This is a genomic window from Variovorax sp. 679 (assembly GCF_003952185.1).
Lineage (GTDB): Bacteria > Pseudomonadota > Gammaproteobacteria > Burkholderiales > Burkholderiaceae_C > Variovorax.
Map to the genome: position 1 here is coordinate 577,125 of NZ_RXFS01000004.1, position 23,790 is coordinate 600,914.

The window sequence follows — 23,790 nt, forward strand, 5'->3', positions numbered from 1 at the left end:
CCAGCGTGGACAGGGCCGAAGTGCCGGCGCTGCCCGCCTCGCAGCGGCTGAAGCCCACCGCGAGCGCGAGGCCGGCAGCCGCTGCGCCGAGGCAGCATCCGTCGACCAGCCAGGACCGCAGTGGACCGGCGCTGCGGGGGCGCGATGGCATGTGGGCCTGGAAGATGCCGGTATGCCGGCGGGTGGCCATCACAGCAGCCCCTTTGGAGCGCGCGCGATGCGCCTGTCCTCCAGCGCGAACCGCAGCGTGAGGCAGCCGTCGCCCAGCGGCGAGGGTGCGGTGTAGATGCGCGCGCCATGCCGCGCGGCGATGGCCTGGCAGGCGTGGACATGGGGCGCGACCGGGCGGCCGGCGCCGGTCTCGAAGGCCCGGGACAGGCGCGGGGGTGTGTCGGCGTCGGCCTCGCGCAGGCTGATCACCGCCTGGTGCCCCTCGGCACGCGCCAGCACTTGCAGCGTGGTGCCCTGCGGCAGGGTGGCGGCTGCCGCATCGGCGATGTGCGCCATGAGCCGGGGCAGGTCGCCGGCGACAGCGGTCACCGTCAGCGGAGCGTCCGGCATGTTCATGTCGAGTCCGATACCGCGCTGCGCCAGCGTCGCGCCGTGGACGGCCGCGAGCGTGCGCAACGGCTGCCGCAGGTCGATGCGCTCGCGCACGACGACGGATTGCTCTCGGGTGGCTACGTGGGCCGGTGGCGTGCCCGCGGCGCGCGTCCCGATCGTCTTGCCCGTGAGCCAGGCGGCGCCCAGCGCAAAAAGGGCGGCCACCACGAGGCCGAGGCTGCCGGTGCTCATCGGGCGGTCTCCCGGCGGTGCGAAGCGCGCTGTGCTGCCTGGCTGGAAGTGTTCTGAAGCATGGGGAGGCGGTTCCTCTTCGGGTTTCAGGTGGATTCACTCTCTTGCCGAACGAAGCGGCAGAACCCGCAATGGCGCGTCGAAAAAATGCCGATGTCAGTACCTGCACTCGGGCGCGGCCCGGTCCAGCAGGGACACGATGCGCGCGACCAGCCGCTCGCTGTAGGCGGGCGCGGGGTGCAGCACGTCGGCCATCTCGGCGGGCTTGAAGGACACGGCGCCCCAGTCGGCGAACAGTGCGCCGGTTTCGCCGGCCACCCGGCGGGCGATGTCGTCGGCCGCGTCCCGGCCCAGGAGCGGATGCGTCTGCCGGCTGAGCCCGGTGATCACCGGCGTGCGGCCCTCGGCCTGGACGTGCGCGACCATGCGGCGCAGCGCGGGCTCATAGGGCTGGCCGAACTGCCCGTCGTTGATGCCGTGCTGGAGCACCACGAAATGCGTGGTGAGCGGCGCCGTGGAGAACACGGGCGCGCGCTGGGCGGCCGTCGTGCCGGGTGCGCTGTTGTCGATCACCGTGTAGGCGGGGCGCAGGCGTCTGAGCATCGCCGCGGGCGGCTCGTCGAAGCGCTGGTTGTTGGCGTAGCTGCCGTGGAGGATCGAGTCGCCCTCGAAGGTGACGGTGCAGTCGCGCGCGCCCGGGGGCGCGTCGTCGGGCGCTGTCGGGCGGGCGGAAATGCCGCTCTTTCCATGGTTGCTGCTGCTGGTGCCGACGCTGCTGCGGGTGTCTCCGCAGGCGGGAACCAGCGCGCCGATCGCGAGGATGGCGAGCAACGTGAGTGCGATGTCGGACAGCCGGACGCAGGCTGAGCGGTGGCGTGCAGGAAGGATAACCAAGGCAATCTCCGGATGGCGCTTCTGGCAATTCAGAGGCTTTCATCCGGTTGCCGAACGAGATGCCGGAACCCGCAATGCCCGGCTGCAAAAAAGGAGAAAAAAGAGAGGGCCCGGTCTCAGTCCTTCGAAGCCGCGCAGGCCATCTGCAGCTGCTGGAGGCGCGAGCGGAAAGCGACCGCGTCGTGCCAGTCGTCCACCACGAAGCGGTGATCGCGTGCGGCGGGAATGTCGGCGCCCCGGGCGACGGTCACCCAATAGCGCTCGTCCACCGAGAACGCGATGTGAAGCGTCTCCAGCCGCACCGAGGCGATCGTCTCGCGTCCGCCCGGCGGCGTGGTCGCGAGCCGCAGGACGCAGGGCGTCGCCAGCGTCAGCTTCGCATCCACGCCGCGCGCTTCGTGCAGCAGCATGTCGTTGAGCGCGTGGATGTGCTCGGCGGGGCTCAGGGTGTTGGCGGCGGGTGCGTCCTTCGTCGGATAGCCGTCGGTGCAGGCGCTCGCCGCCGCGGCGAGCGCGGCGGCGATCCAGCGTACGGCCGCTGGCGCCGTCACACGACCAGGGAGGCGATGCCCGCCACGCCCGCGCAGGCGGCCACGCCGGCAAGCAGCCCGGCATCGCGGTGGTTCGCGACGATGCGTTCGCGCCACGCCAGATACAGCAGCAGGAGGCAGGCGCCGAAGGTGACCAGGGTGAGTTCGTTCATGAGAGAAAAAAGCGATTGCGCGTTGGGTTGAATCGAATGCCCGCGTCGGCCGCGGCCGCGCAGGACGAACGCGACGCGCAGGCACAGCGGCCCGCGCGTCGCGGTTTTCCAAGGAGCGATGGAGAGAGAAAAGACGCGAGGCGAGCAAGCCCGCGTCGTCGCCTAGGCGGCGATGTGCTGCGTGCGCGGCGGTTTCAGCGGGACCCGTGGCACGCGGGACGCGGGCGTGTGCATGTCCTGCGGCGGTGCCGCGCCGCGCCATGCGGCGTGATGCAGGGCGGCGTTGCGCAGCCCGCAGATTTCGGAGAGATCCGGCGCCAGCTCCGTGGCCGGCGACCGTTCCTGGAGCGTGGAGAGAGGCTCCGCCGGCGCCTCGCAACCGGCATCCTGCAGATGAAGCACGGCCGCGACCGGGGCCATCGCTGCCTCATGCGACTGGGCCAGCGCGGCAAAGCTCTGGCAGCCCAGTGCGAGCACGAGCAGCAGCGACAGCAACCAGCGTGGCATCGTCAGGCAGGAGGGCGGCGATGCGATCTCAGCGTTTGGCGAACACGCCGTTCCACGCGAACACCGAGTTGGGTGCGTTCACGCGCAACGGCAGCGCGGCGGGGCTCGGCAGGGCTTCCTTTTTCCTCGGTGCCGGCTCGTGCTCGACGCGCACGCCCTTGGCAAGCTGGTCTTCGACCAGGCTCTGCAGCGTGACGGAGCCCAGGAACTCCATGACGTGGTGCTTGGCGGAGGCCCAAAGAGCCTCGGTCGAATAGCAGCCCTTGCTGCCGGGTTCGCTCTTCTTCGGCGAGTCCTCGGTGTCGGCCAGCGGCTGGCCGTCTACGGAGGCGAGGATGTCCGCCACCGTGATTTCGGACGCACGGCGCGTCAGTGTGTAGCCGCCGCCCGGCCCGCGTGTTGCCTTGATCAGCGCGTGCTGGCGCAGCTTGCTGAACAGCAGTTCGAGCGATGAGCGGGCAATGTGCTGGCGCTTGCTGATGGATGCCAGTGGCACGGGGCCGTCCTGCTCGCGCATTGCGACATCGATCATGGCCGTCAAGGCGAAGCCGCCCTTCGTCGTGAGACGCATGGAGTGTTCCTCGTTGTTGGGTTTTTGCAAACGATGGGGCATAGGTGTGCAAAAGGCCCCGAAAAGTTTCCGGGACATGGCAACGAGGTTTTTTGAAACAGTTTGCAAGAGGCCGCGCCGACGCCGCGGCCCCACGTTTCAGGCGGCTGTCGTCTGGCGCGCGATGACCTGCAGCAGGTTCTTCGCCGCGCCGACGCCCATGTTCACGTAGGCGTCGCCGGTCACGCCGCCGATGTGGGGGCTCAGCACGATGTTCTTCTCGCCCTGGAAGGGATGGCCTGGCGTCATCGGCTCGGCGGCGAAGCTGTCCAGCCCGGCCATGCCTACCTGGCCGGAGCGCACTGCTGTCAGCAGCGCCGCTTCGTCGATCAGGCCGCCACGCGCGGTGTTGATGACGATCACGCCGCGCTTGCAGCGTGCCAGCGTCGCGGCATCGAGCAGCCCGCGGTTGTCGTCGGTCAAGGGGCAGTGCAGGGAAATCGCATCGGACTCGGCCCAGAGGGTTGGCAGGTCCACGGCCTGCACGAAGGCCGGAAGGTTCCTCGCATACGGATCGAATCCGAGCACGCGCATGCCGATCGCATCGGCCATGCGCGCGAAGCGCAGCCCGATGGCGCCGAGCCCGACGAGGCCGATGGTGCGACCGCCGAGCTCCAGGCTCTTGTGCGTCGCCTTGTCCCAGTGGCCGGCATGCATGCGGGTGTCCAGTGCCACCACCGACTTGGCGCAAGCCAGCAGCAGCGCCAGCGCCTGCTCGGCCACCGCCGCCGCGTTGGCACCCACGGCCGCGACGACCTCGATGCCGCGCGCCTGCGCCGCTGCCTTGTCGATGGTGTCCGTGCCGCTGCCGTGCTTGGAGATCACCTTGAGCGAAGGGGCCGCATCCATCACCGCGGCGCCCACCTTGCCGTAGCGGACGATGATGGCCACGGGGTCGTGCGCGCGGCACAGGGCCACGAGGTCGTCCTCGGTCGGCGTCCGGCCTGCGTAGACGACTTCGTATCCTTCGAGCAGATCGAGTGCCTGCGGCGCGAGGTCCGCGCCCGTCACCAGGATGGCAGCCGTCACAGCGTCTCGCCTTCCTTCAGGACGCCGGCCGTGCGCAAGGCTGCATCGAGCCACCTGGCGGCGGTGTTGCCGCCCTTGATGGAGGCGATGCGCGCGGCCTCGTCCTCGACCTTCTTCGCCGCCAGGGGCAGCAGCGATTCGATCTTCCCGCGCTCCACCACGACAACGCCGTCGCCATCGCCCACGACGAAGTCGCCCGCATGCACGGTGACGCCGCCGATCGACACCGGGTGCCCGATGCGCCCGCCGATGTTCTTGGTCGGCCCGTTCGGATTGGTGCCGACGCAGAAGACCGGGAAGTCCATCTCGTCGATCTCGTTGCTGTCGCGGCAGGCCCCGTCGATGACCACGCCGGCAATGCCGACCTGCCTGCAGGCGGTCATCATGATCGTGCCCATGAGCGCGGAGGTCTGGTCGCCCTTGCCGTCGATCACGAGCACGTCGCCGGGCTTCGCCATGGCAATGGCGGCATGGATCATCAGGTTGTCGCCGGGGCGCACTTCCACCGTGATCGCGGTGCCGGCCAGCTTCATGCGGGGGCGCAGCGCCTTGATGCGACCGTCCAGCGCGCCGCGCCGTCCGGCCACGTCGGCCAGGATGGCGGGCTGGAACTCGGCCGCCTGCGCCACGATGTGAGCAGGCACGCGCTCGAAGTTGCGGACGATGTCGGGAAGGGCGGATGACATGTGAAGTGCTTTCGGAAGGAAGAAGTGATGGGGTGAAAGAGGGCGGTGCTCAGTCCAGCCGGATGCCCGAGACCTTGACGACGGCGCCCCAGCGGACACCGTCCGTGCGGATCAGCGACGCGAACTTCTCGGGCGGGCCGGACATCACTTCCGCGCCTTGCGCTGCGAGCTTCTTCTGCACCTCGGGCGTGGCGAGCGCCTTGTTGAAGGCGGCGTTGAGCTTTGCGATCGCGTCCTTCGGCATGGCCGCGGGGCCCGCCACGCCGAACCAGGTGACGGCCTCGAAATCCTTGTAGCCCGACTCGGCCATGGTCGGCACGTCGGGCAGGTCGCGGTTGCGCTGCAGCGAGGTCACTGCCAGCGCGCGCAGCTGGCCGCTCCTGATCTGCGCGATCAACGTCGGCACCGACGAGATGTACATCTGGATCTGGCCGCCGACCAGGTCGGTCAGGCCTTGCGATGCGCCCTTGTAGGGCACGTGCGTGAACTGCACGCCCGCGGCCTTCTGGAACTGCTCGGTGGCGAGATGGGCCACCGTGCCGTTGCCGGAGCTTGCGTAGTTGAGCGCGGTGGGTTTTGCCTTCGCGGCAGCGACCACGTCGGCGAGCTTCTTGTATGGCGAGTTGGCGGACACCACCAGCACCAGCGGCGCGGAGGCCACCAGTCCGACGGCAGCAAGGTCCTTCACCGGGTCGTAGGGCAGCTTGGCATAGAGCGACGGATTGATCGCGAGGTTGCTGGTCTGTCCCAGCACCAGCGTGTAGCCGTCCGGGGCGGCCTTGGCTGCCGCGTCGACGCCGATGTTGCCGCCGGAGCCGGGCTTGTTGTCGATGACGATGGTCCAGCCTTCGGAGGTCGCGACCTTGGTCGCCACCTCGCGGGCAATGATGTCGGTGCCGCCGCCCGGCGGGAACGGCACGACGAGGCGGATGGGGCGTGCCGGATAGCCCTGCGCCAGCGTCGCGCCGCAGGAAAGAAGAAGGGCGAGGCCGAGGGCCGCGCGGCGATGGATGGAGCCGGGGCTCGATGTGCGCATGGGTCTGTCTCCGAATCGTTGGTCTGTCTGCAAGTGCCTGCGAGCGGTGGTGCTCCGGGGCATGAGGCGACTTTAGGCAGGCGTTCCATTCCATACAATGGTGGTCCACTGAACGGACCATGGACCACTCTGTGAAACGAGTTTCAACGGCCAGAACCAAACGCACAGAGGTGGTCGAGCTGCCGCGCGAGGCCGATCCGGAGGCCGCAGGCGGAGTAACGGCGGTCACCCGCGCCCTGCAGCTGCTCGACGCCTTCGGCATGCAGGACGAGCGCCTCTCGCTGGCCGAACTGACCCGTCGCAGCCAGATGCACAAGACCACCGCGCTGCGGCTGCTGCGCACGCTGGCGCTTGCCGGCTACGTGGTGCAGCGCGACGACGGCGAATGGCGGCTCGGCCCCGCGGCGGGCTGGCTCGGGGCTCGCTACCAGGCCAGCTTCGATGCCAACAACGTGGTGGAGCCGATGCTGCTCGCCCTGTCGCAGGCAACGGGCGAGAGCGCCGCGTTCTATGTTCGCGAAGGAAACTCAAGAACTTGCCTGGCGCGCGTGGAGGGGCCGCAGCCCATCAGGCACCACGCACGCATGGGCGCGATGCTTCCGCTGGACAAGGGATCACCGGGGCGGGTGATTCTTGCGTTCTCCGGCGAACCCGGAAAGCTCTACGAGGACATCCGCAAGAAGGGCTATCACTTCTCCATCGGCGAGCGCGAGAAGAACGTGGCGACCGTGTCGGCGCCGGTCTTCGGCCTGCGCTGGGCGCTGCTGGGCTCGGTGTGCATCTCGGGGCCCGCGGACCGCCTGCCCAAGGCGAAGCTGCTGGGCCACGCGAAGACGATCATGAAGGCCGCGAACGAGCTCTCCTATGCGCTGGCCGGCAGGCCCACCGCGCAGACACCGGCCGTCGTCTCGACCTGGCATCCCTAGGCCGGGCCGGCCGTCAGTCGTACCTGCGCTCCTCGATGCTGCGCTCGAGAAAACGCCAGAGCCGCTCGTCTTCGCTGAAGGCCACGTTGAAGCGCAGCCAGCCGGTGGGGCGCGGGTTGACCAGGAACAGCTGCCCCGGGCCGAGCATGATTCCCTCGGCGGCGGCGCGTCGCGAGAGCTCGGCGCTGTCGGCGATGTCCGGGTGCCGGGCCCACAGGTACATGCCGGCCGCCGCTTCGTGGAACAGCTCGAAGCCCAGGCCGCCCAGCCGCCTCGCGACGCTGCCTTGCGCCTGTGCGAGGCGCTCGCGCAAGGCTTTCAGATGCTTGCGCCAGCGGCCGTCGGTCACGGTGCCGAAGGCCAGGCGTTCGGTGATGTCGGATGAAGTGAGGCCCGAGATCATCTTGAGCTGCGCCAGGTCTTCGAGCAGTTCGGGCTGGGCGACCACGTAGCCCACGCGGATGTTCGGCGAGATGGTCTTCGAGTAGCTGCCCACGTAGACCACGCGGCGCAGCTGCCCCAGGCTGGCCAGCGAGGGGCGCATCGATGCGTCCATCTCGGCGTAGATGTCGTTCTCGACCAGCGTGAAGTCGTGCGCCTGGGCCAGCTGCAGCAGCTGAACCAGTTGCGGCAGCGAGGCCATCGAGCAGGTCGGGCTCTGCAGCCGCGGCTGGGTGAAGAAGGCCTTGGGCCGGTGCACCGCGAGCAGCGCCTCGAGCGCGGGCATGTCGTAGCCCGAAGGGATGCGTGGCACGCCGATGATCTCCACGCCCAGGAAGCGCAGCATGAACATCAGGTTCGGATAGCCGGGGTCGTCCACCAGCACCGAGTCGCCCGGCTTGAGCAGGCGCCGCGCGACGAGGTCGAGCGCCTGGCTCGAACCCTGGGTCAGCAGCACCTGGGCCGCCTCGACCACGATCTGCTGTTCCGAAAGCGCCTCGGCCGTCGCCATGCGCAGCGCCATGTGGCCGAAGGGCAGGCCGTAGCCGCCGATGTCGGTGCCTTCGGAGGCCAGGTGGCGCAGGCTGCGGCGCATGCCGTCCTCGAACAGCCAGTCGTGCGGCAGCCAGCCGCAGCCTGGCTTGAGCGGCAGGTTGCGGTTCTCGAAGATCTGCTGCAGGTACCAGCGGGCGTCGAAGCGGGGGTCCGGCCGGGGGGCGGTGGCCGTGCCGGCGGCGCTCTCCTCGCTGCGCCGCTTGACGAAGAAGCCCGCATTGGCGCGCGAGACCAGCAGGCCCTGGGCCACCAGCCGGTCGTAGGCCTCGACCACCGTGAAGACACTGACGCCGTGGGCCGCTGCAAAGGCACGGATCGACGGCAGCTTGCTGTCGGCCTTGAGCTTCTGGGCGCCGATCAGTCCGCGCAGCCCTTCAACGATCTGGCTGACCAGTGGCGTCGGCTGTTCGGGGCGAAGAATGAGCATCGGGGGTGTCTCCGGCAGACCGGCCTGCACCATATTGAGGAAAGTATGTACAGGATACAAGACCAGTACAGTCTTCCGGTCGATCGCTTCCGCTGTACATGGCCGGATCGGATCGTGCGACCTAGAGTGCCGGGATTCCTTCCTCCAGGCACCAAAGCACAGGTCGTACCATGCAACGCGAACCCCATCTCAGCAATGCCGTCCTCATGGCCCGCCGCAGCGCGGCTGTTGCCCGCGGCGTCGGCCAGGCCCATGAAATCTTCGTCAGCCGGGCCGTCAACGCCGAGCTGTGGGACGTGGAGGGCCGCCGCTACATCGACTTCGCCGGCGGCATCGCGGTGCTCAACACCGGCCACTGCCATCCGGAGATCACGGCCGCCGTCAAGGCGCAGGCAGACCTCTATTCGCACACCTGCTTCCAGGTGCTGGCCTACGAGCCTTACGTGGAGCTGGCCGAGCGCCTGAACGCACTGGCGCCGGGCGCGTTCGCGAAGAAGTCGGTGTTCCTGAGCACCGGCGCCGAGGCGGTGGAGAACGCGGTCAAGATCGCCCGCGCCCACACCCGGCGTCCCGGTGTCATCGCCTTCACCGGTGGCTACCACGGCCGCACGATGATGACGCTGGGCCTGACCGGCAAGGTGGCGCCTTACAAGGTCGGCTTCGGCCCGTTCCCGGGCGAGGTGTTCCATGCGCTGTACCCGAACGCGCTTCACGGCGTGAGCGTGGACGACGCGCTGCATTCGGTCGAGCTGCTGTTCAAGAACGACATCGAACCCGAGCGCGTGGCGGCCTTCATCCTGGAGCCGGTGCAGGGCGAGGGCGGCTTCTACGTGGCGCCGAACGATTTCGTCGAGGGCCTGCGCGCGCTGGCCGACCGCCACGGCATCCTCATCATTGCCGACGAGGTGCAGACCGGCGCGGGCCGCACCGGCACCTGGTTCGCCAGCGAGCAGTGGCCCGTGCCGCCCGACCTGATCACCACCGCCAAGTCGATGGCGGGCGGCTTCCCGATTTCCGGCGTGGTGGGCCGCGCCGAGGTGATGGACGCTCCCGCGCCTGGCGGCCTGGGCGGCACCTACGCCGGCAGCCCCATCGGCTGCGCTGCGGCGCTCGCGGTGCTGAAGGTGTTCGACGACGAGCAGCTGCTGGCGCGCAGCCGTGCACTGGGCGAGCGGCTCACGGCCGGCCTGCGCCGCATCGCCGCAGCCGAGCCGGCCATCGGCGACGTGCGGGGGCTCGGCGCCATGGTGGCCATCGAGCTGTTCGAGGAGGGCGACACCGCGCGACCTGACGCCGTGCTGACCCGCAAGGTTGTCGCGGAAGCGGCGCGACGCGGGTTAATCCTGCTGTCATGCGGCACCTACGGCAATGTAATTCGCGTGCTGGTGCCGCTCACGGCATCCGACTTGCTTGTGGACGAAGGCCTGGCGCTTCTCGCGGACAGCTTCGCCGCGCTGCGCTGATCGAACGATCCTTTCCTGAAATCCTCCATGACAGCTGAACCCTTGGTGCGCTTCCAGCGTGTCCAGAAAACCTACGACGGCGAGCACCTGGTGGTGCGCCAGCTCGATCTGGACATTCATCGCGGCGAGTTCCTGAGCCTGCTCGGGCCCTCGGGATCAGGCAAGACCACCACGCTGATGATGCTGGCGGGCTTCGAGTCGCCGACCTCGGGCGAGATCCTGCTCGACGGCAAGCCGATCACCCGCACGCCGCCGCACAAGCGCAACTTCGGCATGGTCTTCCAGAACTACGCGCTCTTCCCGCACCTGAGCGTGGGCCAGAACGTGGCTTACCCGCTCACCGTGCGCAAGGTGCCGAAGGACGAGCAGCAGCGCCGCGTGCAGCGCGCGCTCGACATGGTGCAGCTGCGCGGCATGACCGACCGCCTGCCCGGCCAGCTCTCGGGCGGCCAGCAGCAGCGCGTGGCGCTGGCGCGCGCGCTGGTGTTCGAGCCCCAGCTGGTGCTGATGGACGAGCCGCTCGGCGCGCTCGACAAGCAGCTGCGCGAGCACATGCAGATCGAGCTCAAGGACCTGCACCGCCAGCTCGGCGTGACCTTCGTGTATGTGACGCACGACCAGGGCGAGGCGCTCACCATGAGCGACCGCGTGGCGGTGTTCAACGAAGGCGTGATCCAGCAACTGGACACGGTCGACCGGCTCTACGAGACGCCCTCCAACCGCTTCGTGGCCGGCTTCGTCGGCGACAACACGGTGCTCAAGGGCCAACTGGGCCGCGGTGGCGAGCACGCGGAGATGAAGCTGCCCGATGGCCGCGTGCTGCACGGGCTCAACGTCAGCGGCGCGGCAGCGGGCGCGACCGTCGAGGCCTGCATCCGCCCCGAGCGGGTGGTGCTGCATCGCCGGCCCGACGCGCAGCGCGCCAACATGCTCGACGCCGAGGTGGCGCGGGTCATCTACTTCGGCGACCACCTGCGGCTGCTGTGCAGCGTCGGCGGAGGTCAGGCCGAGGCCACCGTGAAGCTGCCGTTGAACGGCCTCGACGGCGCCGCTGCGCCGCAGGCCGGCGAAGCGGTGGTGCTCGAGTTTCCGACGGCGCATGCGCGCATCTACGCCCCCTGAACCCGGCCGGTTGTTGTTCCCTCGTTTCCCTTCTCCCCTTCTCCATCACCCAGGAAGACTCCACCATGAAAAAGACACTCCTCGCCTGCACCGTCGCCGCCAGCTTCGCCCTGCCGGCCTTCGCCCAGCAGCAGCTCACCGTGGTCAACTTCGGCGGCGCCAACGCCAATGCGCAGAAGAAGGCCTACTACGAGCCCTACGAGAAGACCGGCACCAGGATCATTCCGGTCGAATACAACGGCGAGCAGGCCAAGATCAAGGCCATGGTCGAGACGAAGAAGGTCACCTGGGACGTGGTCGAGGTCGAGTCGCCCGACGCCGCGCGCGGCTGCGACGAGGGCCTGTTCGAGAAGCTCGACTATTCGAAGATCGGCAGCAAGGCCGACTTCCTGCCGGCTGCCGTCACCGACTGCGGCGTGGGCCTGTTCGTGTGGTCGACCGTGATGGCCTACAACGGCGAGAAGCTCAAGACCGCGCCCAGCAGCTGGGCCGACTTCTGGGACGTGAAGAAGATCCCCGGCAAGCGCGGCATGCGCAAGGGCGCGCGCTACAACCTCGAGTTCGCGCTCATGGCCGACGGCGTGAAGCCGGCCGACGTCTACAAGGTGCTCGGCACCAAGGAAGGCGCCGACCGCGCGTTCAAGAAGCTCGCCGAACTCAAGCCGAACATCCAGTGGTGGGAAGCCGGCGCACAGCCGCCGCAGTTCCTGGTGGCCGGCGACGTGGTGCTGACCACCGTCTACAACGGCCGCATCGACGCGGCCAACCGCGAAGGCCGCGACCTCAAGATCTACTGGCCGGGCGGCATCTACGACCTCGACTACCTGGTGATCCCGAAGGGCGCGCCGAACAAGGAAGCCTCGCTGAAGTACATCCAGTTCGCGATGCAGCCGGCCAACCAGGCGGTCTACGCCCAGAGCATCGCCTACGGCCCCACCAACACCAAGGCGCTGACATCGCTCAGCCCCAAGGTGCTGGCCGACCTGCCGACCTCGTCGACCAACGCCAAGGACGCGCTGCAGTTCAACGTCGGCTTCTGGGCCGACCAGGGCGAGGCGCTCGAGAAGCGCTTCGCGTCCTGGGCCACGCAGTAAACAGACAGACGAACCAACGAGCGAGTGCGAAAGAAAGAGGCCATGCACGCGGCAACGTCTGCCCCCCCGGTTCCAACGCAGGCCCCGCCCGGCGATCTGCGGCGTGCGATGGCGCGCGCCGAAGCCCGCCGCAAGTGGCGCGCCTTCGCGCTCACTGCGCCGCTGCTGGTGTTCCTGCTGCTGACGCTGCTGGTGCCCATCGTGGCGCTACTGCAGCGGGCGGTCGAGAACCCCGAAGTGGCCAACGCGCTGCCGCGCACCGTGCGCGCGCTCGACGGCTGGAACCGCAAGGAGGCGCCCGCGCCCGCGGCCTATGCGGCCATCGCGGCCGATCTGGGCCAGCTGCCCGACAGCTCCGACGCGGGCGCCCTGGCGCGCCGGCTCAACACCGAGATCGCCGGCGCCCGCTCGCTGGTGATGGGCGCCTTCAGGGCACTGCCCATCACCGGCACGCCGGAAGAGGTCAAGGCGCGCATGCTGGAGCTCGATCCGCGCTGGGGCGAGGCGCCGTACTGGCAGGCCATCGCCAAGAACGGCTCGCGCTGGACGCCCGACTACCTGCTCGCCTCGGTCGACCTGCGGCGCGACGTGGCCGGCGAGGTGGAGCGCATGCCTGCCGACCAGCGCGCCTTTGCCGGCATCCTGCTGCGCACTTTCCAGATCAGCGCCGTGGTCACCTTCTTCTGCCTGCTGCTGGCCTATCCGCTGGCGTGGTGGCTGTCGACGCTGCCTGCGCGCAAGGCCAACGTGCTGATGATCCTGGTGCTGGTGCCCTTCTGGACTTCCATCCTGGTGCGCGTGGCCGCATGGATCGTGCTGCTGCAGTCCGAGGGGCTGGTCAACCGCGGCCTCATGGGCCTCGGCCTGATCGACCAGCCGCTGGCGCTGCTGTTCAACCGCACCGGCGTGATCATCGCGATGGTGCACATCCTGCTGCCCTTCATGATCCTGCCGCTCTACAGCGTTATGAAGAGCGTGCCGCCCACCTACCTGCGCGCGGCCGTCTCGCTGGGCAGCTCGCCGCTGGCGGCCTTCTTCCGCGTGTACGTGCCGCAGACCTACCCGGGCATCGGGGCCGGCGCGCTGCTGGTCTTCATCCTGGCGATCGGCTACTACGTGACGCCCGCGCTGCTCGGCGGCGCGGACGACCAGATGCTGAGCTACTACATCGCGCGCTACACGAACGTGGAAATCAACTGGGGCATGGCATGCGCGCTGGGCACAGTGCTGCTGGTCGCCACGCTGGTGCTGTATGCCGTGTACCGCCGCATCGGCAAGGCCGAGCTGAGCCTCGGCTGAGCGGCACGAGAAGCTGCACAAAAAAAGACACACAGGCAAACAAGCATGCTGAAGCTCCCCCAATTCCCGGCCTACGCCACCTTCGCCGACAAGCTCGGATGGTGGCTGGTGCGCATCGGCTGCGTCGCGGTGCTGGCCTTTCTGCTGGCGCCGATCCTGGTGGTGATTCCGCTGTCGTTCTCCGACAGTTCGTTCCTGGCGTATCCGATCCCGGGCTGGTCGCTGCGCTGGTATCGCAATCTCTTCGACTCGCCCGAGTGGGCGCGCGCGGCGCGCAACAGCTTCATCGTCGCACCGGCCGCCACGGTGCTGGCCACCGTGCTGGGCACGCTGGCGGCGGTGGGGCTGTCGCGCACGAACTTCGCCTTCAAGGGCCTGCTGATGAGCGTGCTGATCTCGCCGATGGTGGTGCCGATCGTGGTGGTGGGCGTTGCCACGTACCTCTACTTCGCGCCCATCGGGCTGGCCGACACCTACTTCGGGCTGATCGTGGTGCATGCGGCGCTGGGCGCGCCCTTCGTGCTGACCACGGTGCTCGCCACGCTGGCCGGCTTCAACCAGAACCTGGTGCGCGCGTCGCTGAGCCTGGGCGAGACGCCGTTCAGGACCTTCATGCGCGTCACGCTGCCGGTGATCGCGCCGGGCGTGATCTCGGGCGCGCTGTTCGCCTTCGCCACTTCGTTCGACGAGGTGGTGGTCACGCTGTTCCTCGCGGGGCCGGACCAGGTCACGCTGCCGCGTCAGATGTTCACCGGCATCCGCGAGAACATCTCGCCCACCATCGCGGCCGTGGCGACGCTGCTGATCATCTTCACCACCACGCTGCTGCTTGCGCTCGAATGGCTGCGCGGGCGGCGGCGCTGAATACACACACACGATGCCCACCACTCCGAACCAGCCGCTCGGCGGCAACACCATGCCGCGCTTCGCCGGCCCCGGCACGATGATGCGGCTGCCTTCCGCGACTTCGCCCGAAGGACTGGACGCCGCGTTCATCGGCGTGCCGCTGGACATCGGCACTTCCAACCGGCCGGGCGCGCGCTTCGGGCCGCGCCAGATCCGCGCCGAATCGGCATTGCTGCGGCCCTACAACATGGCCACCGGAGCGGCGCCCTTCGACAGGCTGAACGTGGCCGACCTTGGCGACGTGCCGATCAACACCTATTCGCTCGACAAGTCGCTGGACATCATCTCGGCCTTCTACGACACGGTGCTGGCCGCCGGCTGCGCGCCGCTCACGCTCGGCGGCGACCACACCATCGCGCTGCCGATCCTGCGCGCGGTGGCTCGCAGGCATGGTCCGGTCGCGCTGGTGCACGTCGATGCGCATGCCGACGTGAACGACGACATGTTCGGCGAGCGCATCGCCCATGGCACGCCGTTCCGGCGCGCCGTCGAAGAAGGGCTGCTGGCCTGCGACAAGGTCTGGCAGATCGGCTTGCGCGGCACCGGCTATGCGGCGGACGATTTCGACTGGCCGCGCGCGCAGGGCTTCACCGTGGTGCAGGCGCACGAGGTCTGGTACCAGTCGCTCGCGCCGCTGATGGCGCAGGTGCGCGAGCGCATCGGTCCGACGCACCCGGTCTACATCAGCTTCGACATCGACGGCATCGATCCTTCGTTCGCCGGCGGCACAGGCACCCCCGAGATCGGCGGGCTCACCGTGCCGCAGGCGCTGGAGATCGTGCGCGGCTGCCGCGGCCTGAACGTGGTGGGCGCCGACCTGGTGGAGGTCAGCCCGCCCTACGACACGAGCGGGAACACCGCGCTGCTCGGAGCCAACCTGCTCTACGAAATGCTCTGCGTGCTTCCCGGCGTGCCTTTCCGCTGACACCGGCTACCTATTTCTTTCGAGACAACACGACACCATGGATACGAAGACATCTCCCCTCGCACTGCTGAACGACCCGACCCTGCTCAAGACCGATGCGCTGATCGCCGGCGAATGGATCGCCGGCGCCAGCCGCTTCGACGTGAACGACCCGGCCACCGGCCGCAAGCTGGTCGACGTCGCCAACCTCGCGCGCGCGGACGCTGCGCACGCCATTGCCGCTGCAGACAAGGCGCTCGCAGCCTGGCGCGGCAAGACCGGCAAGGAGCGCAGCATCGTGCTGCGCAAGTGGTTCGACCTGATGGTCGCCAACACCGAAGACCTCGGCCGCCTGATGACCGCCGAGCAGGGCAAGCCCTTCGCCGAGGCCAAGGGCGAGGTCGCCTACGGCGCGAGTTTCATCGAGTGGTTTGCCGAAGAAGCCAAGCGCGTGAACGGCGAGGTGCTGCCGCAGTTCGACAACAACCGCCGCCTGCTGGTGCTGAAGCAGCCCATCGGCGTGTGCGCGGCGATCACGCCGTGGAATTTCCCGCTGGCGATGATCACCCGCAAGGTGGCGCCGGCGCTGGCCGCGGGTTGCACGGTGGTCATCAAGCCGGCCGAGCTCACGCCGCTGACCGCGCTCGCCGCCGCCGAACTGGCCGTGCGCGCCGGCATTCCGGCGGGCGTGCTCAACGTGCTCACGGCCGACAGCCAGAACAGCATCGCGATCGGCAAGGAGCTGTGCGAAAGCGACGTCGTGCGCCACCTGAGCTTCACCGGCTCCACCGAGGTGGGGCGCATCCTCATGAGCCAGTGCGCGCCGACGGTCAAGAAGCTGTCGCTGGAGCTGGGCGGCAACGCGCCTTTCCTGGTGTTCGACGACGCGGATGTGGATTCGGCGGTCGAGGGCGCCATCGCGAGCAAGTACCGCAACGCCGGCCAGACCTGCGTGTGCGCGAACCGGCTGTATGTGCAGGAAGGCATCTATGACACCTTCGTCGAGAAGTTCGCCGCCAGGGTCAGGGCGCTCAAGGTCGGCAACGGCTTCGACGACGGCGTGGTGCAGGGCCCGCTGATCGAGGACGCGGCCCTCGACAAGGTGCAGCGCCACGTCGACGACGCCGTCGCCAAGGGCGGCAAGGTGCTGGCGGGCGGCCACAGGCTGCAGGGCCAGTTCTTCGAGCCGACCGTCATCGCCGAGGCCACGCCCGACATGCTGTGCGCGCGGGAGGAAACCTTCGGCCCCTTCGCGCCCGTGTTCCGCTTCAAGTCCGAGCAGGACGGCATCGACGCGGCCAACAACACCGAGTTCGGCCTGGCGAGCTACTTCTACACCCGCGATGTCGGCCGGATCTTCCGCGTGGCGGAGGCGCTGGAATACGGCATGGTCGGCATCAACGCCGGCGTGATCGCCACCGAGCACGTGCCCTTCGGCGGCGTGAAGCAGTCGGGCCTGGGGCGCGAAGGCTCGCACCACGGCATGGACGACTACGTGGAGATCAAGTACCTCTGCCTGGGCGACATCCGGAAATAGAGCGGACTCGGCGCTTCCGGTCAGAGGTTCCCGGCGTAGAACGGGGTCAGCTTGCCAATCACGGCGTCCACGTACCTGGGAACCCAATAGGTTTCGATGTGCGTGGCGCCTTCGATCTTGAACAGCTCCTTGCTCTTCGCACCCGTCGCTTTCGCAAACGCTTCCTCGGTCATGTAGAGGCTGTCGGCCTTGCTGCCGGCAATCATCAGCAGCGGCTGCTCGATCAGCCCGATCTGGTCGGTAGCGTCCCAACGCATCAGGTCCAGCAGGCTGCTCGTGGTGTACCTGAAGGTGGAGCCGGGGTGGGCGTGCGTCCTCCAGTAGTACTCGTAGCCCTGCCGGTACATCTCGAAGGGCAGTGCGGCGATCTGGGCGTCGGTCATGTCCGCGTCGCCCGAGTAGGGAGGTTTCCCCCCGGCCATTTGCCGGGCGCGCGCGTCGGAAGCCTGTGCGAGGCGTTGCTGGACCGTGGCGAGTTGCGAATCGGCGAAGCCGTTGCGACGGACGCGGCCCGAATTGAACATGCTGAGCGTCGCCACCGACTTGAAGCGCTTGTCGGTCTTTGCCGCTGACAGCGAATAGCCGCCACCGCCGCAGATGCCCAGCAGGCCGAGGCGCCCGGCATCGACGCTCGGATAGGCGGTGATGAAGTCCGCCATGCCATGGATGTCCTCGATGCGGTTCGCCGGCTTGTCCACCGAACGCGGCTGCCCGCCGCTTCCGCCCTGGTATGCGGCATCGGCGGCGATCGTGACGTAGCCCGACTCCGCCAGCCGTTGCGCATACAGGCCGGCTGTCTGCTCCTTCACGCCGCCGTTCGGGTGCGCGACGACGACCGCGGCGTACTTCTTCTTGGGATCGAAGTTCGCTGGCGTGTAGACGTTGGCGACGATGTCCAGGCCGTTGAGCTTGTACTTCACCGGGTGGATGTTGACCTTGCCGGGTTCGTTGGCCGTGATGGCCCCGTCATACACCAGCGTGAAGGGATTCTTCCTGTAGTCGGCAGCGATTGCAGGGGAGGGCATGGTCATTGCGGATACTCCAGCGGTTGCGAATGAGAGAACGAGCGCAGAGGTTCCGAGGAACTCGCGTCTCTTCTCGTCGACGGCTTCGTGGTTCATTCAAACTCCAGTTCTTCGTGTGGCCCCGCCGCACCGCGCGGCCGGGCAAGAGGGGTCAATCGAGCTTCTTCACGGCCAGAAACCTCGACACGAGGTCGGCAATCTGGACGTTGTTCAGGTCGGACATCAGGAAGTGCGTGTTGCCTCGAATTCCGATCTCCGGGAGATGCACCAGGCGGGCATCGCCGCCGTGCCTGTTGATGGCGTCCACCCAGAGCCGGGCCATGGCCAGCCGCACGCGCCAGTTGTCCTGGCCGCGCTCCGGGGTCGGCTCCAGTGGGAAGTTGTCGCCGTAGTAGATGACGATGGGAATGCGGGTGAGCCTCTGGAACTCCGCGGGCGACACCGCCTCGGGCACCAGCGTGCCGGCAGCACTGGGCATTGCCGGCGGCAATTCGCCCTGCGGAAAGATGAAGCCGCTGCCGGGCTCGAACGCGACGATGGCCTTGACGTCGGGGTTCTTGATCGCCGTCAGCCAGCCCGGCCCGCCACCTTGGGAGTGGGTGAACAGGATCGCCGGGCCGGTCCTGGCGAACAGCGCCGACATGGCGTCGGAAATCACGGCGGCGTCGTACGGTCCGGTGTTGGGCGTGACCGAGCGGAAGAACTGGTTCAGGGTGTCCGGCCTGCGGTCGAACTGAACGTTGTCGAAGTAGCCTGGCCACTTGCCGATGCGGAACTGGTCGAAGAAGAGCTGATCGTTGGGCGTCGGCCCGGTCGTTGTCGCTACGGTGCTGTTGCCGGCTCGTCCGCGCCGCGGCTGGTCGACCAGATAGACCGGGAAACCGCGGCGCAGGAACAAGGTCTGGAAACCCTCCCGACCGTCCGGCGTGGTCTCCCAACTGCGTGCCGACTGGAAAGCGCCGTGCAGCATCACGATGGGCAATGCCTTCGGGTTCTGCGGGACCTGATAGAAGGCGTAGAGATGATCGCCGTGGAAGCTCTGGCCCGCGGCGGTCGGCTTGTTGTTCTCGTAGTCGCCCGGGGTCTTCAGTACCGTGCCGCCGACCGCGAAGCTGCCCTGGGCCTGGATCATCAAGGGACCGGGAGCGCTGCAGCCCGTCAGCAGGCTCGCCATGGCGATGCTCGCGGTCAACAGGGCTCGGGTGACGCTCATGTCCGATCCTTCGATGCGGCGGCAAGAGCCTGCGCAAGCGCCTCGCTCGCGCGACTGGCGACTTCGGGGCCGACCCCGTCGGCCAGTGCCTGTACCAGCTGCCGCAACTGCGCGGCGCTCAAGCCCACGCGCAGGCTGGCCCGCATGTGGGAGCGCAACTGAGCCTCCGCGCCCGGGGTTGCAGCGAGCGCGCCGACGGTGGCCAGTTCGCGGCTCTGCCAGTCGAGGTTGTCGCGCTCGAAGATGTCGCCGAACAAATGAGCCTGCAGGAACTGGTTGATGACGGGCGCGAACTCGAACACGGCGCCCTGAACCGGCCCGCCGGAAATCTCGGTCTGGTTCGCCCGTCCCGCCATGATCAATTCGTTGCCTGTGGCAACCGTCATGCCGGCGTCCCGGCCCTGCGCGTCCTGGATGCCGCGCTGCCTGCGTGCCTCCACGACTTTCAGCAGTTCGCCAAGCGCGTTGAGGCTTCTGGGAAAACCCGCGTAGGCATACAGCTGCACCAGGACTTCCTTGGCCTCGCTGATGGTCAAGCCCGCATCCAGGCCCCGGTTCAACGCAGCGTTGAGCCTGGGCATGTCGCTGGTCGCGGTGAAGGCAGCGATCAGCGGAAGAGCACGCTGCCTGGCGGACAGCGTTTCGGACCTGGGATATGCACGTGCTGCCGCCGGGGCTCCGGGACCAACACTGGCCAAGGCGGCCCGGTAGTCCTGATCGGTGACCTTGTCTTGCCAGGCCACCGAGATGCCGTCTTCCTTCTCCGCGATGGCGACGTGGGTCATCGGGCCGTCGGGGCCGGCGCCGTGCCAGTGCCGCACATTGGCGGGAATGGTGACGACGTCGCCGGGACGGATGGCCCGGGCGGCTTGCCCCTGCTGCTGCACCATGCCCAGCCCGGCCGTGACGATCAGCGTCTGTCCCAGCGGGTGGGTGTGCCACGCCGTACGGGCTCCAGCCTCGAAGCTCACCGTTGCGCCGCCGGCTCTTCCGGGCGGCAGCGCCTGGAACGGAGAGCTGATGCGCGCGATGCCGGTGAAGTTCTCCCTTGCGCCAGTGGCGACTGGCGAGGACGACGCGGTGCGCACTTCCACGACTGGCGGCACGGCAGTAGCGGCATTGCCAGGAGACTGCGCTCCGGCGGCTGCTGCAGCGCCGCTGATGGCCATGCAAAGCAGTGACTTCACGAGATTGCCTCCTGTGGCTTCTGTTGAGCGCCGCGGCGCGGCAAGACGATGAAGACCCAGGACACGAGCAGCGCCAGGCCAAGCAGCAGGGCGCCTGCGTTCATGACCGCTGAAATCCGGTGAGCAAGAGCAGCAGCACCGTCTTGTGCGGCGGAGGGCGCCGCGCTGGCAAAGACGAGCACCAGCAAGCCCAGCCCCAGGGCCCCGCCCAGTTGATGCGCGACGTTGACCATGCCCGATGCCGCACCGGCATCTTCGGGAGCGACACCCGCCACACCCGCAGCGGTCAGCGGCCCCAGCAGCAGGCCCTGGCCCAGGCCGATGAGGAGCATGGGTGGCGCAACGTGCGTCCAGTAGCTCGAGTCGGCATCGGCCAGCCCCAGCCACAGCAGGCCAAGGGCAGCCAGCAGCAAGCCCACGAGAAGCAGCCTTTCGTTGCCGAAACGCCGAGCCAGCCTGGGGACGGCCATGGCCGAAGCGAAATTGGGCAGCGTGACAGGCAGGAACGCGAGGCCCGCCTGCAGAGGCCGCAGATGCAGCACGCCCTGCAGGAACTGCGTGGAGAAGAACCAGAAGCCGACGGCACCGCCAAGGAAGAGCATGCGAGCGAGATAGGCGCCCGCGCGGGTGCGGCTTGCCAGCAGGCGCAGCGGCAGGATCGGCTGGCGGACGCGGCGTTCGATCCACACGAATGCGGCAACCATCAGGACCCCGCCGACCAGCGCGGCCTGCGCCCGGGTATCGGCCCAGCCAGCGTCGGCTGCGCGCACCAGCCCGTAGACCAGTGCCGTCATTCCCAGGGTGGAGCTGGCCGCTCCGCCCAGGTCGAAACGGCCTGCATGCCTCGGCGTCTCCGGGATGCGCCGGCGGGCCGCGACGATCAGCAGCAGGCCGATGGGCAGGTTGATGAAGAAGCCGGCGCGCCACGAAACCAGGTCTGCGAACAGGCCACCCAGCACCAGCCCCAGCGTGGCGCCCACACCGGCCGCCGCGGCGTACATGGACAGGGCCCGGTTGCGCGCCGGGCCTTCCGCGAAGTGCGTCGACAGCAGGGCCAGGGTCGAAGGGGCCAGGATGGCGGCGCCGGCGCCCTGGATGGCACGGGCCGTGAGCAGCCAGGTTGCCGACGGGGCAACGCCGATCGCCAGCGACGCCAGCGTGAACAAGGAGAGCCCGGCGACGAACATGCGCCGGCGGCCCATGATGTCGCCCGCGCGTGCCCCCAGCAGCAGCAGGCCGCCGAAGGCCAGGGTGTAGGAATTGGTCACCCACGAAAGCTGCGCGGCGCTGAAACCGAGGCTTGCCTGGATGCGGGGCAGGCCCGTGATGACGATGGAGATGTCCACCACGATCATCAGGTAGCTGGCCACGATGATGGCCAGCACGGTGCCAGCCTTCCGGCTCTGCAGAGGCGTGTCGGCGACGTTCATGGCCTTTGCTCAGATGTCCAGCTTGCGCTCGGACATCCACTTGACGATGGCCGGATCGCGGTGCGAGAAGAAGCTGCTCGTGTTGGTGTCGAGCGCCGCAATGCGAGCCATGTCCGTGTCGTCGAGCGCGAAGTCGAAGATGGCGATGTTCTCGGCCATGCGCTCCTTGCGCACCGACTTCGCCAGGGCGACAACGCCTCTCTGCACCAGCCAACGCAGCACGACCTGCCCGACGGACTTGCCGTACCGCTCGGCGATGGCCAGCAACACCTCGTTCTGGAAGAGGCCATTGCGCCCTTCCGCGAACGGAGCCCAGGCCTCGGCCTGGACACCCATGTCGTTCATGAAGGGGATGCTCTCCAGCTGCTGCTGGAAGGGGTTCACTTCGACCTGGTTGACCGCCGGCGCAATCTCGTTGAACCCCTTGATGTCCATCAGGCGGTCCGGGTGGAAGTTGCTGACGCCGATGGCGCGCAGCTTGCCGGCGCGGTATGCGTCCTCCATGGCGCGCCACGAGCCGTGGACGTCGCCGAAGGGCTGGTGGATCAGGTAGAGGTCCAGGTAGTCGAGCTGCAGCCGGCGCAGGGACTTCTCGATGGCCAGCCGGGTGCGCTCGTAGCCGGTCTCCTGGACCCAGAGCTTGCTGGTCACGAAGAGCTGGTCGCGCGCGATGCCGCTGGACCGCAGGCCCTTGCCGACCGCCTCTTCGTTCATGTAGGAGGCGGCGGTGTCGATCAGCCGGTAGCCGGCTTCGATGGCGTCGACGACGCTGCGCTGGCATTCGTCGGCGTCCGCAATCTGGAAGACGCCGTAGCCGACCACGGGCATCCGGAGGCCGTTGTTCAGGGTGACGTGTTGCATGGGTTGCTGCCTTCGATGGTTCGTTGGGGTCGAACTTTAGGCACGGCACTGGCATCTGAATAGTGATATTCGGGTTGATTTATTGGCATCCGGATGATGACAATCCATTTGAAGAGGAGCCCCTTCATGGCGATCAACGAACTCCGGTCCATCACGACCTTCATCAAGGCAGCGGAGCTGGGCAGCCTGCGCAAGGCGGCGCTCGAGCTGGGCATCAGCCCCCAGGCGGCGAGCAAGGCGCTGGCCCAGCTGGAGGCGCACCTGGATGCGCGCCTGTTCCATCGCACGACACGCGTGATGTCGCTGACCGATGCGGGGCAACGGCTGTTCGAAGACGTGCAGCCTTCGGTGCTGGGGATGCAGCGAGCGCTGCAGACGGCCAGGTCGGCGAAGGGCGAGTTTGCCGGCCCCCTCCGGATCACCGGGCCGCGCACGACGTTCCAGCCGATTCTCTGGCGCCTGGTCGAGGAGTTCTGCGACCTGCATCCTGGAATACAGCCCGACGTGCTGCTGGATGACCGTATCGGCAACTGGGTGGAGGACCGCGTCGACGTCGGTTTTCGCCTCGGGCCGTCACCGCATGAAGGGGTGATCGCGCGACGGCTGTTTCCCGTGCAGCTGCCGATCTGCGGCGCACCTTCGTACTTCAAGCAGCACGGCGTGCCGGACTCCCTGGCCGACCTTGCCTCGCATCGCTGCAGCGCCTATCGGCATCCGAGCACGGGGAGGGTTCTTCCATGGCGCGTGAGGATCGGCGACCAGCCTGCCGACCAGCCCGTCGTGCCGGCGATCTGTAGCAACGACGAGTTGTTCGAGCTGCAAGCCGTGCTGGCGGGCAAGGTGCTGGGCCAGCTCGCAGGTGTGACGGCGGCGCCCTATATCCGGTCGGGCCAGCTGGTCCCCATCCTCGTCGACCACATGCCCAACTACGCCAACTACTTCGTCTACTTCGGCAGCAGGTCTTCGCAGCCGATGCGCGCACGCGCGTTCATCGATCTGGCGGTTCGGCGACTCGGCGACAGCTCGGAATACGTGCTCACCGAGAGGGAGCTGCAGGCCGGCCGGCGGCGAGGGCGCGCCGGCAAGACGAATGCGGGCCTTCGATGAACTTCGAGCCGATGTGCGGCACTTCCGCTTCGG

24 protein-coding genes are annotated in these 23,790 nt (G+C 68.1%); 9 read left to right on the forward strand and 15 right to left on the reverse strand.

From position 1 onward, the window contains the following. Window positions 1-189: 189 nt before the first annotated feature. The 9 genes from EJO71_RS13030 to EJO71_RS13065 form a co-directional block, all read right to left on the reverse strand. Window positions 190-795 (reverse strand): hypothetical protein, encoded by a 606-nt coding sequence (locus EJO71_RS13030; protein ID WP_125949119.1) that lies wholly within the window; start codon window positions 793-795, stop codon window positions 190-192. A gap of 156 nt (window positions 796-951) precedes the next feature. Beyond that, the gene (locus tag EJO71_RS13035) at window positions 952-1,689 is read right to left on the reverse strand and encodes a GDSL-type esterase/lipase family protein (RefSeq protein ID WP_164546815.1); all 738 of its coding nucleotides are present in this window, start codon (window positions 1,687-1,689) and stop codon (window positions 952-954) included. Window positions 1,690-1,805: 116 nt separating this feature from the next. Continuing rightward, window positions 1,806-2,240 carry a hypothetical protein gene (locus EJO71_RS13040; RefSeq protein ID WP_125949121.1) on the reverse strand — a complete coding sequence of 145 codons (435 nt, stop codon included), beginning with the start codon at window positions 2,238-2,240 and terminating at the stop codon, window positions 1,806-1,808. Next, on the reverse strand, window positions 2,237-2,392 hold the full coding sequence (locus EJO71_RS34320) for a hypothetical protein (RefSeq protein ID WP_164546816.1): 156 nt from the start codon (window positions 2,390-2,392) through the stop codon (window positions 2,237-2,239). The genes EJO71_RS13040 and EJO71_RS34320 overlap by 4 nt, the downstream gene beginning before the upstream one ends. 162 nt (window positions 2,393-2,554) lie before the next feature. Beyond that, window positions 2,555-2,899: a hypothetical protein gene (locus EJO71_RS13045; protein WP_164546817.1), complete on the reverse strand. Its 345-nt coding sequence runs from the start codon at window positions 2,897-2,899 to the stop codon at window positions 2,555-2,557. 28 nt (window positions 2,900-2,927) lie between these two features. Further along, a complete protein-coding gene (locus tag EJO71_RS13050) occupies window positions 2,928-3,470 on the reverse strand; it encodes an Rrf2 family transcriptional regulator (protein ID WP_125949123.1) in 543 nt (180 codons plus the stop codon). Window positions 3,471-3,608: 138 nt separating this feature from the next. Then, complete coding sequence (locus EJO71_RS13055; RefSeq protein ID WP_125949124.1) at window positions 3,609-4,538, reverse strand: NAD(P)-dependent oxidoreductase; 930 nt, start codon at window positions 4,536-4,538, stop codon at window positions 3,609-3,611. Continuing rightward, the gene (locus EJO71_RS13060) at window positions 4,535-5,224 is read right to left on the reverse strand and encodes an RraA family protein (RefSeq protein WP_125949125.1); all 690 of its coding nucleotides are present in this window, start codon (window positions 5,222-5,224) and stop codon (window positions 4,535-4,537) included. The genes EJO71_RS13055 and EJO71_RS13060 overlap by 4 nt, the downstream gene beginning before the upstream one ends. Before the next feature lie 49 nt (window positions 5,225-5,273). Next, on the reverse strand, window positions 5,274-6,260 hold the full coding sequence (locus tag EJO71_RS13065; RefSeq protein ID WP_171022442.1) for a tripartite tricarboxylate transporter substrate binding protein: 987 nt from the start codon (window positions 6,258-6,260) through the stop codon (window positions 5,274-5,276). Window positions 6,261-6,391: 131 nt separating this feature from the next. Here EJO71_RS13065 and EJO71_RS13070 point away from each other — a divergent pair, with 131 nt between their 5' ends. Next, window positions 6,392-7,186, forward strand: a complete 795-nt coding sequence (locus tag EJO71_RS13070; RefSeq protein ID WP_240651381.1) for an IclR family transcriptional regulator — start codon at window positions 6,392-6,394, stop codon at window positions 7,184-7,186. A 13-nt stretch (window positions 7,187-7,199) separates the two neighbouring features. Here EJO71_RS13070 and EJO71_RS13075 read toward each other — a convergent pair whose 3' ends face one another. Further along, window positions 7,200-8,609 carry a PLP-dependent aminotransferase family protein gene (locus tag EJO71_RS13075; RefSeq protein ID WP_125949126.1) on the reverse strand — a complete coding sequence of 470 codons (1,410 nt, stop codon included), beginning with the start codon at window positions 8,607-8,609 and terminating at the stop codon, window positions 7,200-7,202. Between the two features lie 170 nt (window positions 8,610-8,779). Here EJO71_RS13075 and gabT point away from each other — a divergent pair, with 170 nt between their 5' ends. The 7 genes from gabT to EJO71_RS13110 all read left to right on the forward strand — a co-directional run bounded on the left by gabT (window position 8,780) and on the right by EJO71_RS13110 (window position 16,934). Beyond that, complete coding sequence (gene gabT, locus EJO71_RS13080; protein WP_125949127.1) at window positions 8,780-10,072, forward strand: 4-aminobutyrate--2-oxoglutarate transaminase; 1,293 nt, start codon at window positions 8,780-8,782, stop codon at window positions 10,070-10,072. A 27-nt stretch (window positions 10,073-10,099) separates the two neighbouring features. Further along, complete coding sequence (locus EJO71_RS13085) at window positions 10,100-11,194, forward strand: ABC transporter ATP-binding protein (RefSeq protein WP_125949128.1); 1,095 nt, start codon at window positions 10,100-10,102, stop codon at window positions 11,192-11,194. A gap of 65 nt (window positions 11,195-11,259) precedes the next feature. Then, window positions 11,260-12,288 carry an ABC transporter substrate-binding protein gene (locus EJO71_RS13090; protein ID WP_125949129.1) on the forward strand — a complete coding sequence of 343 codons (1,029 nt, stop codon included), beginning with the start codon at window positions 11,260-11,262 and terminating at the stop codon, window positions 12,286-12,288. Between the two features lie 42 nt (window positions 12,289-12,330). Next, the gene (locus tag EJO71_RS13095) at window positions 12,331-13,587 is read left to right on the forward strand and encodes an ABC transporter permease (RefSeq protein WP_125949130.1); all 1,257 of its coding nucleotides are present in this window, start codon (window positions 12,331-12,333) and stop codon (window positions 13,585-13,587) included. A 45-nt stretch (window positions 13,588-13,632) separates the two neighbouring features. Beyond that, window positions 13,633-14,451, forward strand: coding sequence for an ABC transporter permease (locus EJO71_RS13100; RefSeq protein ID WP_125949131.1), 819 nt, complete (start codon window positions 13,633-13,635; stop codon window positions 14,449-14,451). 13 nt (window positions 14,452-14,464) lie between these two features. After that, entirely contained in the window at window positions 14,465-15,418 is a 954-nt protein-coding gene (gene speB, locus EJO71_RS13105) for an agmatinase (protein WP_125949132.1), read from the forward strand. 37 nt (window positions 15,419-15,455) lie between these two features. Beyond that, complete coding sequence (locus EJO71_RS13110) at window positions 15,456-16,934, forward strand: NAD-dependent succinate-semialdehyde dehydrogenase (RefSeq protein ID WP_125949133.1); 1,479 nt, start codon at window positions 15,456-15,458, stop codon at window positions 16,932-16,934. A 20-nt stretch (window positions 16,935-16,954) separates the two neighbouring features. Here EJO71_RS13110 and EJO71_RS13115 read toward each other — a convergent pair whose 3' ends face one another. The 5 genes from EJO71_RS13115 to EJO71_RS13135 all read right to left on the reverse strand — a co-directional run bounded on the left by EJO71_RS13115 (window position 16,955) and on the right by EJO71_RS13135 (window position 22,650). Further along, window positions 16,955-17,965, reverse strand: coding sequence for an alpha/beta hydrolase (locus EJO71_RS13115; RefSeq protein WP_206169016.1), 1,011 nt, complete (start codon window positions 17,963-17,965; stop codon window positions 16,955-16,957). A 145-nt stretch (window positions 17,966-18,110) separates the two neighbouring features. Then, window positions 18,111-19,172, reverse strand: coding sequence for an alpha/beta fold hydrolase (locus EJO71_RS13120; protein WP_171022443.1), 1,062 nt, complete (start codon window positions 19,170-19,172; stop codon window positions 18,111-18,113). Continuing rightward, window positions 19,169-20,359, reverse strand: a complete 1,191-nt coding sequence (locus EJO71_RS13125) for a carboxymuconolactone decarboxylase family protein (RefSeq protein ID WP_164546818.1) — start codon at window positions 20,357-20,359, stop codon at window positions 19,169-19,171. Before EJO71_RS13125 ends, EJO71_RS13120 begins: the two co-directional genes overlap by 4 nt. Continuing rightward, the gene (locus tag EJO71_RS13130; RefSeq protein WP_125949135.1) at window positions 20,356-21,789 is read right to left on the reverse strand and encodes an MFS transporter; all 1,434 of its coding nucleotides are present in this window, start codon (window positions 21,787-21,789) and stop codon (window positions 20,356-20,358) included. The genes EJO71_RS13125 and EJO71_RS13130 overlap by 4 nt, the downstream gene beginning before the upstream one ends. A 9-nt stretch (window positions 21,790-21,798) precedes the next feature. Next, the gene (locus tag EJO71_RS13135; protein WP_125949136.1) at window positions 21,799-22,650 is read right to left on the reverse strand and encodes an aldo/keto reductase; all 852 of its coding nucleotides are present in this window, start codon (window positions 22,648-22,650) and stop codon (window positions 21,799-21,801) included. Between the two features lie 126 nt (window positions 22,651-22,776). On the opposite strand from EJO71_RS13135, the gene EJO71_RS13140 reads away from it, so the two are divergent. Next, window positions 22,777-23,757, forward strand: a complete 981-nt coding sequence (locus EJO71_RS13140; protein WP_125949137.1) for a LysR family transcriptional regulator — start codon at window positions 22,777-22,779, stop codon at window positions 23,755-23,757. Window positions 23,758-23,790 lie beyond the last annotated feature (33 nt).